We start from the raw sequence: 17,196 nt of genomic DNA, 5'->3' as shown, positions 1-17,196 counted from the left end.
ATGCGAACAGACATTTTCATCGGGATCGACATGGGATCCACGGGCCTCAAGGCGGTTGCCTTCGAGGGAGGGAGCGGCTCTCCGCTCGCGGCGTCGGGGGGTGCACTGCCCTTCTTCCGGTTGCCGGGCGGCGGGTGCGAGCTCAGTGGCCAGGCCATCCGGTCGGCGCTCGTGCATGCCCTGCGCAACGTGGCGGCGCAACTCGGGCCGCGCACCGCGGACGTGCGGGCCATCGGCTGCACGGGGCACGGCGCCGGCCTGTATGCACTCGACGCCCGGCACCAGTTGATCGGTGGCTGCGCCGTCGCGTCCACCGACCAGCGGGCTGGCGCACGGGCACGGGCACTGGCCGCCTTGCATGGCCCGGCACTCTTCGAGGAGGTGGGTTGCCAACCCTGGTCCGGCCAACCCACGTTGATCGCCGCGGAGTTGTTCGGCGCGGACGCCGTGCAGCGCGGCGACATCCACCGCCTGCTGTTCGCCAAGGACTACCTCACCTGGCTGCTCACCGGCGAGTTCGCCACCGATGCCAGCGACGCCAGCACCGCGGGCCTGCTGTCGCTGGCCTCGGGCACGTGGTCGCGCCTGGCGTTCGACGCCGCGGGCCTGCCCGACCTCGCCGCCGGCACCCTGCCCCCCATCGTGCCCACCGGCACCGTGATCGGGACGTTGACCCCCACGCAGGCGCGCGAGTGCGGCCTGCCCGCCGGGTTGCCCGTCACTGTCGGCGCCATCGACCTGCTCGCGTCGCTGAACGCCGTGGGCGCGGAACACCGCGGCCAGGCCGTGGCCGTGCTCGGCACGTGGTGCGTGAACGCCGTGATCGGGCCTGTGGCCGAGCCGAAACCCCCGGTGGGCGCCATCGTCAACTTTGGCGAACCCGGCCGGCGCCTGTACCTGGAGAACAGCCCGTCGTCGATGGCCAACGTGGCGTGGCTCGCGCGCGCGCTCCAGTTCCCGAGTGCCGCGGCGGTGGTGGACTGCGCGATGACGGTGCCGCTGGGTGCCGACGGCCTGCGGTTCCTCCCATTCATCAATGGCGGCGGGTCGCCGCCCGGTGCGTCCGCGGGTTTCATCGGGCTGAAAGGCCACCACGACCGCTCGCACATGGCCCGTGCCGTGGTCGACGCGGTGGCTGCGTTGCATGCGCGGCACCTCTTGCGGCTCGCCTCGTTCGGACTCGGGGTGCCGGGCCTGGTGGCCGCCTTGGGTGGCGGCGCGCGCGACGTGCGCCTCGTCCGTCTGCTGGCGTCGTTCCTCGGGCACCCGGTGGAACGGTGTGGTGACGACGAGACCGGTGCACGGGGGGCGGCGCAGTACGCAGCGCGGTCACAGGCGCCGGCCGATGATGCCGCGTTGCCCGCGCCGTGCGACGTGGTGGTCCCCGCCGCCCATGAAGCGCGGGCCCATGCCGATTTCTACGCGGGGTTCAACGACCTGGTGGAAAGCCTGTCGCCCGCGTTTGCCGTGCAGGCCAAGGAGACCGCATGAGCACGCCACCCTTCGTGCGCCCGGCGGCACTGGCCGGCCGGCACTTCTCGACCGTGATCGTGGGTGCCGGCATCAATGGCGTGGGCGTGTTCCGCGACCTGTCGCTGCAACATGTGGACTGTCTCATCGTCGACAAGGGCGACTTCGCGGCCGGCGCCAGCAGCGCGCCATCGCGCATGATCCACGGCGGCCTGCGGTACCTGGAAAACGGCGCGTTCTCACTGGTGGCCGAAGCCACGCGCGAGCGCAACCTGCTGTTGCGCAACGCCCCGCACCTCGTGCGCCCGCTCAAGACGGTGGTGCCGCTGTCCAGCCGCTTCGGCGGGCTCTTGAGCAGCATGCTGCGGTTCACCGGCATCACCATGTCTCCCGGCGCCCGCGGCCTGTTCGTCGTGGCCCTGGGCCTGCGGCTCTACGACCTGCTGGGCCGCCGGCAGCGGGTCATGCCGGGCCACCGCATTGCACGGGTGCCGTCCGCCGATGGCGCGCTGTTCCGCCCGTCGGTGCGCTGGACCGCCACCTTCTTCGACGCCTGGATCAGCCACCCCGAGTGGCTCATCCTGGAGCTGATCGCCGACGCCTGCCGCGACCAGCCCGCCTCCGCCGCATCCAACCATTGCCGCGTGCTCGGCTGCACCGGCAACACCGTCACCTTGCGCGACGAGGTCACCGGCGACGTGGTGCAGGTCACCGCCGACACGGTGGTGAACGCCACGGGCGCGTGGCTCGACCAGTCGGCCGCCACGCTGGGGGGCGCGGGTGCCCGCGTGATGGGCACGAAGGGCTCGCACCTCGTGCTCGACCATCCGGTGCTGCGCGCGTCACTCGACGAACGCATGGCGTACTTCGAGGCGTCCGACGGCCGTGTGTGCATCGTGTACCCGTTCCTGGACCGGGTGCTGGTGGGCTCCACCGACATCCCCGTCGACGACCCGGACCACGTGGCCACCGAGCCCGCCGAGATCGACTACCTGCTCGACGTGTTGCGCGAGGTGTTCCCGCAACTCACCTTCGGCCGCAACGACGTGGTGTACACGTACGTGGGCGTGAGGCCGCTGGCCCGGTCCGACGCGGACAAGCCCGGGCGCATCTCGCGCGACCACTCGGTGGTGGTGGAGCCGCCGAACGGCACCCGCACCGTGCCACTCACCTGCCTCGTGGGAGGCAAGTGGACGACGTTCCGGTCGCTTGCCGAACAGGCCACCGACGAGGTGCTCGCCCAGCTGGGCCGCCCGCGCATCAAGTCCACCGAACTGCTGCCCATCGGTGGTGGTGCGGACCTGCCGGCCGACACCCCGTCGATGACCCGCTTCGTGCAACGCATCATGGCGGCGTCGGGCGTGAACCGCCACCGGGCCGCCGACCTGGTGGCACGCTACGGGGCCGCGGCCATGGCCCTCGCCGGCCGGTTCGCGACCTACGGCGACGTGCCGTTGCGGCACGCGCCCAGCCACTCCATCGCCGAGATCCGCCATCTGTGCCGCGAGACCGGGGTGGTCCACCTGACCGACCTCGTGATCCGGCGCACGCTGCTCGCCATCCGGGGCGAGGTGACCGATGCGTCGCTCGCCGAACTCGCCGCCATCGCCGGCGACGCCCTCGGCTGGAATGCCACCCGGCGCATGCAGGAGCTGCAGGCCTGTGCCGAGGTGCTGCGGAACCAGCACAGCGTGGGGCTGGCCGCCGTGCCGGAGGATCCACCTTCACCATCCGAGGCATCATTGCCGGCGGCACCAATCTACAGTTCAATCCCGACGTGACAAGCACCCAGACCCTCCCCCCACCCCTGGACCGGAACTCGGAGTCGCCGTTGTGGACCCAGTTCCGGGATGCGCTGCGAAGCCAGATCCTGCAGGGCGAGATCGCCATCGGCGACAAGCTGCCCACCGAAGCGGAACTGGGCGAACAATTCGGCATCTCGCGCATCGTGGTGCGCGAGGCGCTGGCCGACCTCGTGCGCAGCAACCTGATCTACAAGATCAAGGGCCGCGGCGCCTTCGTGTCGGCCCGCGAACGCGACGAGGACTTCGTCTCCACCGTGCTCGGGTTCTCCGACGAGATGGAGCGCAAGGGCCGCACCGTGCGCACGCAGGTGCTCACGCAGGAACTGCGCGCACCCACCGAACTGGAAGCCCGGTCGCTCGGCATCGCCGAGGGTGACGCCGTGGTGTCCCTGAAGCGCCTGCGCAGCGTCGACGGGGAGCTGCAGCTGCTCGTGGAAACCGTGGTGCCCGCCGACCTGGCGCCGGGCCTGCACCGCGTGCGGCTCGAGAACCGATCGCTCTACGACGTGTTGCGCCGCCAGTACGGCCTGCGCATCGTGCGCGCCGAACGCTGGATCGACGCGGTGCTGCCCGACGCGGACACCTCGCACCTGCTGGAGATGGCCACACCCGAGGCGCTGCTGCGCATCGAGTCCATCGCCTACGGTGCCAATGGGCGGCCCATCGAACACTACCGCGCGCTGCACCGCTGCACCGCCAGCCGGTTGCACGTGCAGACCACCACCTGAGCCGGTCGAATGACGGGGTGTTCAATGCCACTGGAGTCGGAGACAACCCGGTGCTGCAGCCCGGGCGAGCCCAGGCGTGGCCTGCATCCACCGGACCAGGGCCCTTGACAATCAGGTGCATTGGCACATCATGGGTGGACGGTATTCGAACGGCATGGCAGGGCCAAGCTTCCCGAGCGTGCGAGACCTTGCGTCAGTCGTGTGTGCGCAGCAGTCGATGAACGCTTGTGGGCATGCGAACGGCCATTGCCGCCCACATGGAAGCGAACAATGATCAAGTTCCCCCGGGCTTTCGTCTGGTGCGCAGCGTTGATGCTCGCAGCGGCGGTGTCGCTGGCGCAGGCGCAGCCCAAGTACCGCGTCGTCATCATCCCCAAGCTGGTCGGAATCACGTACTACGACGCGGTCAAGACGGGCATCGACGCGGCCGCCAAGGAGCTGCCCGATGTGGCGGTGACCTGGATGGGGCCCACGCAAGACCAGGTGGAAAAGCAGATCGAAATGATCGAGCGCCTCATTCCCACCAAACCGGACCTGATCGCCGTGGCGGCCAACGATCCGGTGGGCATCGTGCCGGTGTTGATGAAGGCACAGCAGGCCGGCATTCACGTCATGAGTTGGGACGGCGACAGCAAGCAGCGCGAGTTCTTCGTGAACCTGGTGGACTTCGAGGAATTCGGCGCCCAGCTCGTGCAGTCGATGAGCGGGGAGATCGGCCCGAAGGGCGACATCGCCATCGTCACGACGAGCTTCACGGCGCCGAACCAGACGAGCTGGATCGACGCGATGAAGCGGACGATCTATGCCAAGTACCCAGGCTTGCGCATCGTCGACATTCGCCCTGCTGGCGAAAGCACCGAAGAGGCGTACCGAATCGCCCAGGACTACCTGAAGTCGATTCCCAACCTCAAGGGCATCGTCGCGCTCGGGGCACCCAACCCCCCGGGCGTTGCCCGGGCGGTCCGGGACGCCGGCCTGGTGGGCAAGGTGGCCGTGGTGGGCAACTCGACTCCGAACCTGATGCGCGAGTTCCTGAAAGACGGCACGGTCAAGACCGTGCTGCTCTGGAATGCGCCCGACCACGGATACCTGACCGTCTACACCGCACGCCAGCTGCTGGCCGGGGGACTGAAGCTGGGGCAACCGTTCCGGGCCGGCAGGTTGGGGAACTTCACGCCGCGCAAGGACGCGATCAACATGCAGGTGGCGCTGCCCGTCCTGGTTTTCACGAAGGACAACGTGGACCAGTTCAAGTTCTGACCGCAGCCCCCCGGGCGGAGGAACACGCCGTGCGCACACCGATCGGCGGTACCGCATTCCTCGAATTCAGGAGCGGGTTGTGAAGATTTCCACACGACTCAACCTGCTCTCGCTGGTCACCATCCTGGTGATGACGGCGGCGGTTCTCGTGGCCGCGGTACTTTTCATCAAATCGGACCTGCGGCATTCCCGCGAACGGCTGATGCAACTGGAGTTGCAGAGCGCCACGCAGTCCATCCGACAGCAACTCAGCCGCTCCGGCGTGGTGGCCGCCAGCAGGGAGGCCGAGGCGCAGCTGCAGCGGCTGCGCGGCAAGGAAGGCTTCGCGTCGGCCACGCTGTTCATCGTCGAGAGGAACGACCACCGGGTCGTCTACCACCCCAACGCGAAGATGGGCGAACGCGCGAACTATCCCTTCGTCGAGGAGATGCTGCAACGCGAGGCGGGCTCGCTGCAGTACGACTACAAAGGCGACCCGCGCATGGCCGTGTTCCACATGCTGCAGCCGATCGACTGGCTGGTGGGCGTGGCCGTGTCGCGCGACGAGGCCTACGCGGCCATGTTCGCGTTCATGCGTGCCATCGGGGGCATCACCTTCGTCGCCTTGTGCCTGAGCGGGATCGCCCTCAGCCTGTTCGGGCGCTGGTTGATGCGCCGAATTGGTGTGACGCTGGACTGTGTCAGGCAGATCGAGCAGGGCGAACTGTCAGCCCGCGTACCGAACGCCGAGGCCGATGACGAGGTTGGCGCATTGCAGCGCGGCGTCAATGCCATGGGCAAGCGCATCGAGGAGCGGACCCGGGAGCAGCGCGAGGCGCAGGAGGCACTGCGTTCCAGCGAAGCGCGCCTGCGCAGGGTGATCGAGTCCAGCATGATCGGCGTGTTCTTCTGGGACGTGTCGGGTGCGGTGACGGAGGCGAACGACGCGTTCCTGGAGATGATCGGCCATGACCGCGACGACTTGCGCGCGGGGCGCCTGGACTGGGCCCGGCTCACGCCGCCGGAAGATGCCGACGCAGACCGCCATGCCATCCAGCAGCTGCTGGACACCGGGCGCAGCCCATCCTACGAGAAGCACTACATCCGCAAGGATGGGAGCCTGGTACCGGTGCTCATCGGCGGCGCGCTGTTGAGCGATTCAAAAGACCAGGGCGTGGCCTTCATCGTCGATCTCACCGAGAGAAAGCAGGCCGAGGCCGACCGGCAGGCGCGACGCGAGGCCGAGGCGGCCAGCACGGCCAAGAGTGAATTCCTGGCCAACATGAGCCATGAGATCCGCACGCCGATGAACGCGATCCTCGGCATGTCCTACCTGGCCCTGCAAAGCGGTCTCAACCCGCAACAGCACAACTACATCCAGAAGGTGCACGGCTCGGCCGAATCGCTGTTGGGCATCATCAACGACATCCTCGACTTCTCCAAGATCGAGGCCGGCAAGCTCGACATGGAATCCATCCCGTTCAGCCTCACCGACGTGATGGACACCCTGGGCAGCGTGATCGGCATGAAGACCGAGGAGAAGGGATTGGAGTTGCTGTTCGACGAGCCGCCGGATCTGCCCACCGCGCTGGTGGGCGATCCTTCCCGGCTGGGCCAGGTGTTGCTCAATCTGGGCAACAACGCCGCCAAGTTCACCGAGCACGGCGAAGTTGTCGTCGCCATCGAGGTCGTCGAGCGCGACGGTGCGTCGGTGCGGCTGCGCTTCGAGGTGCGCGACACCGGCGTCGGCATGAGTGTCGAGCAGCAGCATCGCCTGTTCGAGCCGTTCTCGCAGGCGGACGCCTCGACCAGCCGGCGCTATGGTGGCACCGGCCTGGGGCTGGCGATCAGCCGCCACCTGGTGCGCCTGATGGGCGGCGAGATCGGGGTCGAAAGCGCGCCGGGCCAGGGCAGCAGCTTTCACTTCACCGTGCCCTTCGGACTGCAGCCCGAGGCCGCCGAGCGGCCGCAGCCGCCGCAGCAGCAGGGCCTGCGCGGCACGCGTGCGTTGATCGTGGACGACAACGCCTGCGCCCGCGAGGTACTCGCCCACATGACCGGCGCGCTCGGGCTGGAGGTCGACACGGCCGGCGACGGCGAGGATGCGCTGCGCCTGGTGGCGCTCGCCGACGCGCGCGACGAGCCTTATGACCTGGTGCTGCTCGACTGGAAGATGCCTGGCATGGACGGCGTTGAATGCGCGCGCATGCTGTCGCAGCAGGGGCGCCAGCGCCACCCGGCACCGCCCGTGCTGATGCTGACGGCCTTCAGCCGCGGCGAGGTGCAGCAGCGCCTGTCCGAACAGCAGGTGGCTGTGGGCGCATTGCTGGCCAAGCCGATCACACCGTCGACCCTGTTCGATGCCTGCGGCGCAGCGCTGGGGCTGACGATACGCCATCCGACGCGCACGGCGCGACGCGAAGAGGCCCTGCTCGTGCATCAGGCCCAGCTGAACGGTGCACACATCATGCTGGTCGAAGACAACCCCATCAACCAGGAACTGGCGCTGGATGTGCTGAGCCGTGCCGGCATCGTTGTCAGCGTCGCGGGCAATGGCCAGGAGGCCCTCGAGATGCTGGCGCGCCAGCGCTTCGACGGGGTGCTGATGGACTGCCAGATGCCGGTGATGGACGGCTACGCCGCCACCCGGGCGCTGCGCCAGAACGCGCAGTGGCAGGATCTGCCGGTCATCGCGATGACGGCCAACGCGATGGTCGGCGACCGCGACAAGGTGCTCGCCGCGGGCATGAACGACCACATCGCCAAGCCGATCAAGCTCGACGAGTTGTTTTCCACGCTGGCGCGCTGGGTGCACCCTGCCGTGGCCGATGAGGGGGCGGCGCTCGAAAACGCGAACAGAGGTGCCGACCCGGGGTCGCTCGGCGAACTGCCCGGTGTCGACAGCCGGGTCGGCCTGGCAGGCATGATGGGCAACGACACGTTGTACCGCCACCTGCTGCGCATGTTCCGTGACCGGGAGGGCGACTTCGCCGCCCGCTTCAGGGCTGCGCGGGCGGCGGGAGATGCCGCGGCCGCGGCGCGTCTGGCGCACGACCTCAAGAGCGTAGCCGGGACGCTCGGGATGCGCGCCGTCCAGGAAGCCGCCGCGGCGCTCGAGCAAGCCTGCAACCATGGCTCCGAAGACCCGGACGTCGACGCGCTGCTGGGAAACGTAGCCCAGTTGCTCGAGCCGGTCATTGCCGGCCTGCGGGTGCTGGAAGCCGAACCCGCCCATCCACCGGCCGCGAGCCAGACGAGCTTTCACTAGCAGGGAGCAGATCGAGCAGCGCGCCGCCAGCCGGTGGCACGTGCGGCCCACCACCCGAGCCGGATTGGCGTCACGGCGAAAGCCGCTGGCGCCTCGCGCGCGGCCTGCGGCCGCACCATCGGGCGGCCCTTCACTCCGCGCTTGACCCGATGACCGCATCCGCCGCCCCCGCCCGCCGCATCCCGGTATTCTTCTACGGCAGCTTCATCCGCCCCGACGTGATGGCCCGTGGCGGTCTCCACCCCGACCGGGTCGAGGTGGCGCGGCTCGACGGGTTCGACATCCGCATCGACCCCCACGCCAGCATCAGCCGGAGCCCGTCACACGCCATCTGCGGCATCGTGGTCCAAGCCTCCCACGACGAATTGGGCCGCTTGTATGCACAAGGCGGTGTGGGCGTGTTCCTCCCGGAAGCCGTCGTGGTGAGCACCGCGGACCATCGGCTGCTGCCGGTGCTGTGCTACATCTCGCCCGCCCACGGAGGTCAACCGCCCGACCTCGATTACCTGGCCCGTCTCGTGGCTGCCGGCCGCGAGCACGGGTTTCCAGCGTGGTACCTCGACCGGCTGGTGGCCCTGGGGACACCTGTCGCGGCCGACTGAACCCGCGGGCTACCATGCGGCATGTCCGCCGACGTGCACATCCTCCCCGCCCCGCTGCCCGCCGCCTGGCGAGTGCTGGCAAGGCAGCACCGCCAAGGGGTCGTCTTGCCGCAGCACCAGCACCGCACGGCCCAGCTCGTCTTTGCGCTGTCGGGGGTGATGTCGGTCGAGACGGACCGCGGACGTTGGACCGTGCCACCCCAGCGGGCGCTGTGGTTGCCGCCGGACCACCCCCACACCATCCTCATGCTGTCCGACACCGCGATGCGCACGGTGTACTTCGACCCCTCGTTCGTGGCCGGCTGCGCCGGTTTCGAACGCCGCGGCGAGGTGCATGCCACGGTGGCCTCGCCGCTGGTCAGGGAACTGGTGCTGGGCCTGTTCGAGGTGGGGCGCACCGTGCCAATGCAAGGCCTGATGGCCGCCTTGCTGCTGCATGCGCTGCGCGAGTCGGCGTGCCTGCCCACCCAACTGCCCTGGCCCACCACGGAACCCCTGCGCCTTGCCGCCAAACGGGTCATCGACCAAGGCTTGTGGTCACGGCCGATGGCCGACCTCGCGGCCACCATAGCGCTGTCCGAACGCACCTTCACGCGCCGCTTCACCGCCGAGACGGGGATGAACTTCCGGACATGGCGGCAGCGGGCACGGCTCATCGCATCGCTCGACCTGCTGGCGTCGAACCATTCCATCAAGGCCGTCGCCCACCGCATGAAGTTCGACAGCGCGGCGGCCTATGCCACGGCATTCAGTGTGCTGTTCGGCTGCCCGCCGCATGCGTTCCGGCAACTCGACGGTGTCCACGCGGCCGCCTGAACCCATCGCAGGGTCGACGGCAGCGTGTGAAGCCGCATCGCCACCGGCGAGTCATGCAGCCCGGTTCACCACGAACACCCCCGCCACGGCCAACGCCCCGCCGAGCAGCGCACTCGACCCCACCGGCTCGCCCAGCAGCATCCACCCGAGGGCCACGCCGAACACCGGCACCAGGTTGTTGAAGACAACCGCACGGTCAGAGCCGAGCCGTTGCACCCCCTCGCTGTACCAGACGAACCCCACCGCGGTGCCCAGCACCCCGAGGAACACGAGTCCGGCGAACGTCCCGATGGTGACGTCGGCCATGCGCACCTGCGCGCGCTCGAACCAGGCCACTGGCACCAGGAAGATCACCCCCCACACCGCTGCCCATGCCGTGGCCACCAGCGGCGGCACCTCGCGCAGCATCGTGCGCCCCACGAGGGTGTACACCGCCCACGCACACACGGCGCCGAACATCGCGAGTTCACCGCGCCCGGCGGCCACGGCGAGCTGCGACAGGTCGCCCCGGGTCACCACGGCCCACACGCCGGCCAACGCCATCACCACCCCGCCCCACCGCCTGGGCGACAGGCGATCGCCGAGCACCACGGCCGCGAGCACCAGCGTGACCACCGGCGTCAACGCCACGATCACCGACGCACGGCCAGCGGGCAACACCGCGAGCGCCCGAAAGAACAGCAGGTTGTAGGCCAGCACCCCGGTGGCGCCGAGCGCGGCGGTGGCCGCCAGCTGGCGCCAGCCGAGCTGCCCCATCGCGCGCCAACCGCGTGACAGCCGCACGGCCGCCAGCAGCGCCAACGCCGCGAACACGAAGCGGAGCGCCGCCGCCGTGGCGGGGGGCAGGTGGGCGGACACCACCCGGGCCGCGATGAACGTGCCGCCCCAGATCAGCGGCACACAGGCCAGGCGCACATAGAGCGCAGCGAGTGATGGCAATGCAGTGGTCATGGGCAGAGGCAGGCGGTGGTAAAGCCATGAGGATCGTTGCTACGATGCTCACATGCCAATGAGCAAATACTCATCATGACGTTGTCGCAGCTGGAGGTGCTGATTGCCTTGGCGGAAGCGCGCAGCTTCTCGCGTGCAGCGATGCGCCTGGGCACCACGCAGTCCGCGGTGAGCCATGCACTGCGGGCACTGGAGTCCGGGTTCGGCGTGCGGCTGGTGCACCGCGATGCGGCCGGCGTGTCGATGACCGATGCGGGTGAACGCCTGTTGCTGCGCGCCCGCGAAATGACCGCGCTCGCCGCCACCGTCACGCAGGAGCTGCAGGACGCCTCGGCGCTGAAGACCGGCACCTTGCGCATCGGATCGTTCGGGCCCACGTCGTCGATGAACCTGCTGCCCCCGTGGCTCGCGGCGTTCCGCCGCAGCCACCCCGGCGTGCAGGTGCGCATCGACGAGGAAAGCGACGAGGTCGTGGACGAATGGCTCGTCCAGAAGCGCGTCGAGCTCGGGTTCGTGATCGCACCCGACGAGCGGTTCGACGTGCTGCCGCTCGTGCACGACGAGTTCGTGGCGATCCTGCCGGCGCGGCACCCGCTCGCGCGCAAGGCGAGCGTGCCCATCGCTGCATTCAGCGGCCTGGACTTCGTGTTGTCGGAAGCCGGCGGAGGCCCGGTCATCGAACCGATCCTGTCGCGCCATGGTGCGCGGCCCGAGGTGCTGTACCGGTTCACCCAGATCCTGTCGATCCTCGCGTTCGTGCGACACGGCCTGGCCGTGTCGATGGCCGCACGCCTGGCCCTGCCCGATCCGCCCGCCGGGGTGGTGTATCGCCCGCTGTCGCCTCGGCAGCCCCGCGCCGTGGGCCTCGCCTGCCTGGACATCGCCAAGCTGTCGCCGGTGGCCCGCGCGTTCTGGGACCTGGCCGCGCGGGAAGCGGCGAAGTGAGCCATCAAAGCACGAAGGCATTCAAACGCAGCCGATCGTCATGCAAAGGCCTGGACGCGTAATTCGTGCAGTTTGTCGCAGCCCGCGAATGCCCAGTCGAGAAATCATCCCGGCCCACATACAAGACGTTTCAAGGGCGCACTAGACTCCGTGCGTTCGGAAAGACCCTCTACCTCACTGGGATTTGCTTAACCGCCAGCAGAACCTTGGGATGTACTGGTTGAGGCGATGGTCGGGAGAAGACCGTGCAGCGAGCTCACGCCGCACGGCTCACCCTGCCGAGCCGTGATGTCCGCCCAGGCGGATCCCCATCCAACTCGTACACGAATTCACCATGTTCAGCCTCATCACCATGAACCACTTCCGGGCCATCAAAGCCTGGGCGGACGCCCATGGAGGAGAGGCTCGCCTCGACATCGCGAGCTTCGAGATGGAGGTCAAGGCGCGCAACCGCTACTACCGGCTCCTACCCCAATTCCTCCACGAATCGGATGGGCGGATGCTGCATGTGAACACGCTGCTGCCCAAATCCACCTCGTTCATCGGCTGGCGTCCATACCAGGCGTTGCGCCTGGCGATGTCCACGGACAAACTCGTGTTCAAGCAGGCCATCGCGGCGGCCGGCCTGCCCACGCCGGCCCACTGGCCCTCGGGTGGCGATGCCACGACGGACTTCATCCTGAAACGCTCGGTCGGATCCTTCGGCTACCAGCTGGCGGGGCCGTTCCGGCAAGGACAGTTGCCTGAGATACCTGCTGCGTTGTCCGATGGGCGGGCACGGGGTACCTTGTTCGCAGAGGCGTTCACGCCCGGGCAGATCATCAAGGCGTGGTTCTGGGGCGCTCAGCCCGTCCATGTCCAGAGCCAATCCTACGCAGAGGTGGTCGGCGACGGTCGCACCGATCTGCACACGCTCGTGACACGCCGCCTGGCAGAGATCGGGGAAACCTGGGAAAGCTATGGCGAGCGGGACCAGATCAGCGGATGCCTGGCGTACCAAGGCGAGGATCCGGGTGCCGTTCCTGCCGAGGGGCACCCGGTCTGGATCGACTACCGGTACGGTCGGCGCTTCACACAGCAAGGCAACACCGAGTCGCAGGACAACGTCTGGCCTCGCATGCCTGACGCGCAGCGTGAGCAGTTGCTCCAGGCGGGCGCCTGGCTCGCCGCCGCACTACGGGCGGAACTGAACGCGCCCGTGCTGTGTGCGATGGACGGTGTGCTCGACGCAAGCGGCAAGGTCTGGTGGCTCGAGTTGAACTCGAACCCGGTCTGCCCGCCCACGGCCTACTTCGAGATGCTGTCTTCGCTGTTCGGCACCCCGGCGAACACCCCGCCAGGTGCGTTCGCGGAGGTGGTGCGCGCGGCACGCGCCGCAGCGCCGACGGAGTCCTCGCCCGCGGAGTCCACATGAAGCAGGTCACCCGGTTGCCGCTGGCCGTCTTCAACGACTCGGTACCACAATCCGTGCTGGACACGATAGGCGCCACCGACCGGCTCACCCCGATGCTGGCCGGAGCCACCTGCATCCGCCAGAACGGCGACGATGGCATCCTGGTGGTCAGGACACCCGGCGCCGACGTCGAGGTGGCGGCGCCCACCGCGCTGCTGGACCTGCTGTTTTCCTTGTGCGACGGCACGCTCACGGTCGACGAGGTCCTGGGCCGCATCACGCCCACGGACCAGCGGGAAGAGTTCGCGGCATTCATGGGCTTCCTGTTCGAGCAAGGGGCATTGATCGACGGGAGCCTCGCCTGTGCCCACGCGGTGCGTTACGGCTTCCAGTTCTCGCCGTTCGGCCTGGCCGCCCCCGTGCCGGTGACAGACCGGATCGCGCCGCGCTTCCTGTGGAACGACGAGAACGCCCCGTCGGCGTTGCCGCGCCACAGCGTGCGCGTCACGAACGCGCCGCTGGACCCGTTCTTCGCGGATCGCACCAGCCTCTACACCTACGACGACAAACCCGTCTCCGAGAAGGCACTGCATCGACTGCTGTGGTCCGCTGCCGGCGTGGTGAGCGCAACCCACCCGCGTTCAGGTACGCTGATTCCGCAGCGCACGTTGGCCTCGGCCGGTGCCATGCACCTGCTGCAGATCTACGTGGCCCTCCGCCGCACGGTGGGCCGGTACACGCCCGGCGTCTACCGCGTCAGTTACCCGGGCGAGCGGCTCGTGGCACTGACTTGTGTCAACGAGTGCCTCGACACCCTGCCGCTCACGAACACGAAGCCCTGGCAACTCACGTATGCCACCGGTGTGATCTTCGTCGCGGCGGACCCGGTGGTGGGCGCCATGCGATACCGCAACCGCTCGTTGCAATACCTTTTCATGGAAGCTGGCGCCGCCCTGCACAACGTGGCGCTGAGTGCGAACGCCCTCGGCATCGGCCAAGCCACGCTCGGCGGCTACTACGAACGCCCGTCCTTGGCGCTGTGCGCCCTGGACGAGCGCCACGTGATGCTGGGCACCGCACTTTTCGGTGCCCGCGCCACGGCGCGCCAGCTGGATCGGGTGCCAGATTCACCCACCTTCGATTTCGCCTGGGTGGAGTCTGCGTCCCCGTACTTCAAGATGAGCTTCCACCTGGCTCGCGCGAAGATCATGGACGGCCACGACGAACGGCATCACACCTGGGGCCGCGATGCCGACCCGATGCTCGCGATGCGCAAGGCACTCGCCGAGGCCATCGAGCGCGAAGGCTACTGCCAGCCCCGGAATATCGTCGAAGGTGCCTTGGCCGACATCCCCAAGGCCATCGACCCGACCACCCACCCCATCTACACCGCCGAGCAGTACGACCGGCCCGGTTTCCCGTTTGAGCGGTTCGACCCGGCCCGCCCGCACGCCTGGGTGCAGGCGCGCAACCTGGCCACAGGCAAGAAGGTGCACGTGCTGGCCGAGCTGGTCTTCGCCCGGTCGGCCCTGCGCCAGGCCGGTGTTGCCGCCGATCGCCCGTTCACGCAGGAAACCAGTTCAGGTTGCGCCGCAGGCGTCGACCTCAAGGACGCAACCACCCGGGCGATGCGCGAGGTGATCGAACGGGACGCCTTCATGCGGCATTGGCTGGCGCAGACGCCGGGCGATGCGGTGCCGGTGAAGCAATGGCCTCGGGCGCTGAGGGAGCGCGTGCAAGCCATCGAGGACACCGGTTGCCGGGTGTTGCTGCAGCGGCTGCACAGCCCATGGTTGCACGTCGCGCTGGTGTCGGTGCAGCACGAGACCCGGCACTTCACCACGCTGGGCGCTGCGGCTGGCACCGACTTCACGCAGGCGGTGGATGGTGCGCTGGATGAAACCGAGTCCCGTGTCTACGCGTGGCTGCACGGCCACGCACCCACGGTCGCGACCCCGGATGCCGCCGTCACCCCTGAAGACCACTTCTCGATCTACGGCCTGGCGCCGCACTTCCGGCGAGCCGATGCCGTCCTTTTTCCTGAAGAACCCAGATGGACCACGCGCTGGCCGCGCCCGCTGGCAAATCGCTCGCTCGACGACATGGTGCGGCGCTTCGGACAGTCCGGCCTGGCATCGTTCGCCGTCGACATCACGCCGGACAAGCATCACGTGGACCAGGGCCGCACCCCACTTCGGGTCGCCCGGGTCCTTGTGCCAGGCCTCATCCCCATTTCGTTCGGCCTCGGCCGGGAGCCGCTCGCCACGTTGGGCGCGGTACACCCCGACGCCCTGTTCCCTCACCCGTTTCCTTAACCCACCTGAAAGGTGACCATGAAAGCCAACCAAGTCTCCATGACCGGCATCGGCCCGAACGCCAGTGCCACCACCGCCAAGGCATCCCCGTCGCCGGATAACCGGTGGTCGGCCGTCAAGCGCGTGCGGCTGCCGCACCGCCCCGGCCTGCCGCTCAGCTCCAGCAGCGGCGGTGACCTGATCAATGACGGCGGCGGCGTCGGCCGCGAGCGCGACAGCGAGTGAGCGGGCCCTTCCGGGGTCACCGAGACTCCGACATGGCGCGAGCCGCCCGGATTGCCCCGGCCGGCTCGTGCCGTTGTTCCCGGATCGCCAACCGGCCTGCCGGCGTGCCCGGGCACAAGGCCCCGGTGATTCACGTTTTCCAAGGGTGAGACTGCCATGTTGACCGGGCCAAGTGTCCAGGTGCTCGACGACCTGCTCGACGACGCACTGCGGGACGAGCTGATCGAGACGATGTCATGGATGCCCATGTACTTCCTCAACCGCAAGGAACGCTACGGCTCTCACGACCTGGACGTGCACTGGTACTACCCCATCGCCGTCTCCGACGACGGCGACCGGGCTGACGTGGAACCGCAGCTGGCCGAGCTGGACGACAACCTGCAGTGCATCACCCGCTGCTGGAACCTGATCAAGGCCAGCTACCCGCACCCGCTGCGGCTCTACGACTGCCTGCTCAGCGCCAACGCCTTCGGCACCGAGGGCGGGGTGCACCGCGACATCGGTGCGGCGGCGGCACGGCCCCGGCACCACACCGTGCTCGTCTACTGCAATGCCCGGTGGGACATCGCCTGGGCGGGCGAAACCCTCGTGTTTGACGACGACCACGAGGTCATCGCCGCCGTCAGGCCCAAGCCGGGCCGTGTCATGAAGATCGCGGGCGACCCGCTGCATGTGGGCCGGTCGGTGTCGCGCACGTGCCCGTCCGATCGGCGGGTGCTGGTATTCAAGTTCTGGGCGTTGCCGGTGGATTGATTCACGGATGAAAGCTGCAGAGGCTTGCGGCTTTCAGCAACAGCCCTGGACTTCAGTGCCCGGCTGCTCGGCGAATCAGCTGGCTGATTCTCGCGACCGACAGGTTCATGGACTTTGCCAAGGCCGTCATGCTGGCGCCCCCGTCACGATGCGCTCGGAGCAAGGCCTCATCTCTCGAGAGGCCGCCCGCCATCCATTGATCAAGCAGCAACGGCCGACGATCGCCACGCGATGTTCCCCCGGCCCTTCGGTGACCCCGCTGGGGCGGAGTGCACCGAAGGGTCAGCCCGGCGCCGGCCGGGGCTGACCGTCAGCCTGCGGCACCGGCTGGATTTTCGCATCGGCCTCCGAGGCTCTAATCATTCGCTGACTTGTACATCCGTTGAAGGTCGTCCTCCACCCCAGAGGCGGTCGATAGTTTTCGACCAGCCTCCAGAATCAGCATCTCCGCATCGTCATATTTTCCTTCACGAGCCAGCACTTCAGACTGTGTGACAGCTTCGTTGAGCAAATCATAAAGTCCGAGTTCAGCCAGGTCGCTCCGGATGTGCTCCAGCTCTTCATAGATGCGGGGGTAGCCTGCTGTAAAGAGGAACTCGTTGATGCCTGCAGGGAACAGTGCAATGCCTCCTTGTAGCCCCACCAGCGTGTGGAAGAACTGCTTGACCGCCTTTGCGTTTTTCATC

14 protein-coding genes are annotated in these 17,196 nt (G+C 68.2%); 12 read left to right on the top strand and 2 right to left on the bottom strand.

The window, feature by feature from the left end; genetic code table 11:
- From ASC87_RS20580 to ASC87_RS20550, 7 genes are all read left to right on the top strand, one after another.
- Window positions 1-1,491, top strand: coding sequence for an FGGY family carbohydrate kinase (locus ASC87_RS20580; RefSeq protein ID WP_056666600.1), 1,491 nt, complete (start codon window positions 1-3; stop codon window positions 1,489-1,491).
- Window positions 1,488-3,251, top strand: coding sequence for a glycerol-3-phosphate dehydrogenase/oxidase (locus ASC87_RS20575; RefSeq protein ID WP_056666598.1), 1,764 nt, complete (start codon window positions 1,488-1,490; stop codon window positions 3,249-3,251). Before ASC87_RS20580 ends, ASC87_RS20575 begins: the two co-directional genes overlap by 4 nt.
- Window positions 3,248-4,003 carry a GntR family transcriptional regulator gene (locus ASC87_RS20570; RefSeq protein ID WP_056666595.1) on the top strand — a complete coding sequence of 252 codons (756 nt, stop codon included), beginning with the start codon at window positions 3,248-3,250 and terminating at the stop codon, window positions 4,001-4,003. The genes ASC87_RS20575 and ASC87_RS20570 overlap by 4 nt, the downstream gene beginning before the upstream one ends.
- Before the next feature lie 270 nt (window positions 4,004-4,273).
- Window positions 4,274-5,263 (top strand): substrate-binding domain-containing protein, encoded by a 990-nt coding sequence (locus ASC87_RS20565; protein WP_056666593.1) that lies wholly within the window; start codon window positions 4,274-4,276, stop codon window positions 5,261-5,263.
- Window positions 5,264-5,342: 79 nt separating this feature from the next.
- Window positions 5,343-8,510: a response regulator gene (locus ASC87_RS20560; protein WP_056666589.1), complete on the top strand. Its 3,168-nt coding sequence runs from the start codon at window positions 5,343-5,345 to the stop codon at window positions 8,508-8,510.
- Window positions 8,511-8,659: 149 nt separating this feature from the next.
- Window positions 8,660-9,112, top strand: coding sequence for a gamma-glutamylcyclotransferase family protein (locus ASC87_RS20555; protein WP_056666586.1), 453 nt, complete (start codon window positions 8,660-8,662; stop codon window positions 9,110-9,112).
- Window positions 9,113-9,133: 21 nt separating this feature from the next.
- Window positions 9,134-9,928, top strand: coding sequence for a helix-turn-helix transcriptional regulator (locus ASC87_RS20550; RefSeq protein WP_235582232.1), 795 nt, complete (start codon window positions 9,134-9,136; stop codon window positions 9,926-9,928).
- Window positions 9,929-9,979: 51 nt separating this feature from the next.
- On the opposite strand, the gene ASC87_RS20545 is transcribed toward ASC87_RS20550, so the two are convergent.
- Entirely contained in the window at window positions 9,980-10,879 is a 900-nt protein-coding gene (locus ASC87_RS20545) for a DMT family transporter (protein ID WP_056666583.1), read from the bottom strand.
- A gap of 75 nt (window positions 10,880-10,954) precedes the next feature.
- Between ASC87_RS20545 and ASC87_RS20540 the strand changes: the two genes are divergently transcribed.
- From ASC87_RS20540 to ASC87_RS20520, 5 genes are all read left to right on the top strand, one after another.
- Window positions 10,955-11,824, top strand: coding sequence for a LysR family transcriptional regulator (locus tag ASC87_RS20540; RefSeq protein WP_056666580.1), 870 nt, complete (start codon window positions 10,955-10,957; stop codon window positions 11,822-11,824).
- Between the two features lie 334 nt (window positions 11,825-12,158).
- On the top strand, window positions 12,159-13,238 hold the full coding sequence (locus ASC87_RS20535; RefSeq protein ID WP_056666577.1) for a hypothetical protein: 1,080 nt from the start codon (window positions 12,159-12,161) through the stop codon (window positions 13,236-13,238).
- Complete coding sequence (locus tag ASC87_RS20530) at window positions 13,235-15,532, top strand: YcaO-like family protein (protein ID WP_056666575.1); 2,298 nt, start codon at window positions 13,235-13,237, stop codon at window positions 15,530-15,532. The genes ASC87_RS20535 and ASC87_RS20530 overlap by 4 nt, the downstream gene beginning before the upstream one ends.
- A gap of 18 nt (window positions 15,533-15,550) precedes the next feature.
- Window positions 15,551-15,757 (top strand): hypothetical protein, encoded by a 207-nt coding sequence (locus ASC87_RS20525; RefSeq protein WP_157604166.1) that lies wholly within the window; start codon window positions 15,551-15,553, stop codon window positions 15,755-15,757.
- Between the two features lie 156 nt (window positions 15,758-15,913).
- The gene (locus tag ASC87_RS20520; RefSeq protein ID WP_157604165.1) at window positions 15,914-16,510 is read left to right on the top strand and encodes a hypothetical protein; all 597 of its coding nucleotides are present in this window, start codon (window positions 15,914-15,916) and stop codon (window positions 16,508-16,510) included.
- A 355-nt stretch (window positions 16,511-16,865) separates the two neighbouring features.
- Here the strand turns inward: ASC87_RS20520 and ASC87_RS20515 are convergent, their stop codons facing one another.
- The gene (locus ASC87_RS20515; RefSeq protein WP_056666567.1) at window positions 16,866-17,195 is read right to left on the bottom strand and encodes a hypothetical protein; all 330 of its coding nucleotides are present in this window, start codon (window positions 17,193-17,195) and stop codon (window positions 16,866-16,868) included.
- Window position 17,196 lies beyond the last annotated feature (1 nt).

The sequence above is a fragment of the Rhizobacter sp. Root1221 genome, assembly GCF_001425785.1.
In the GTDB taxonomy this organism is placed as follows: domain Bacteria; phylum Pseudomonadota; class Gammaproteobacteria; order Burkholderiales; family Burkholderiaceae_C; genus Rhizobacter.
Note: the sequence above shows the minus strand (reverse complement) of the source record. Positions and strands in the feature narration are given on the sequence as shown.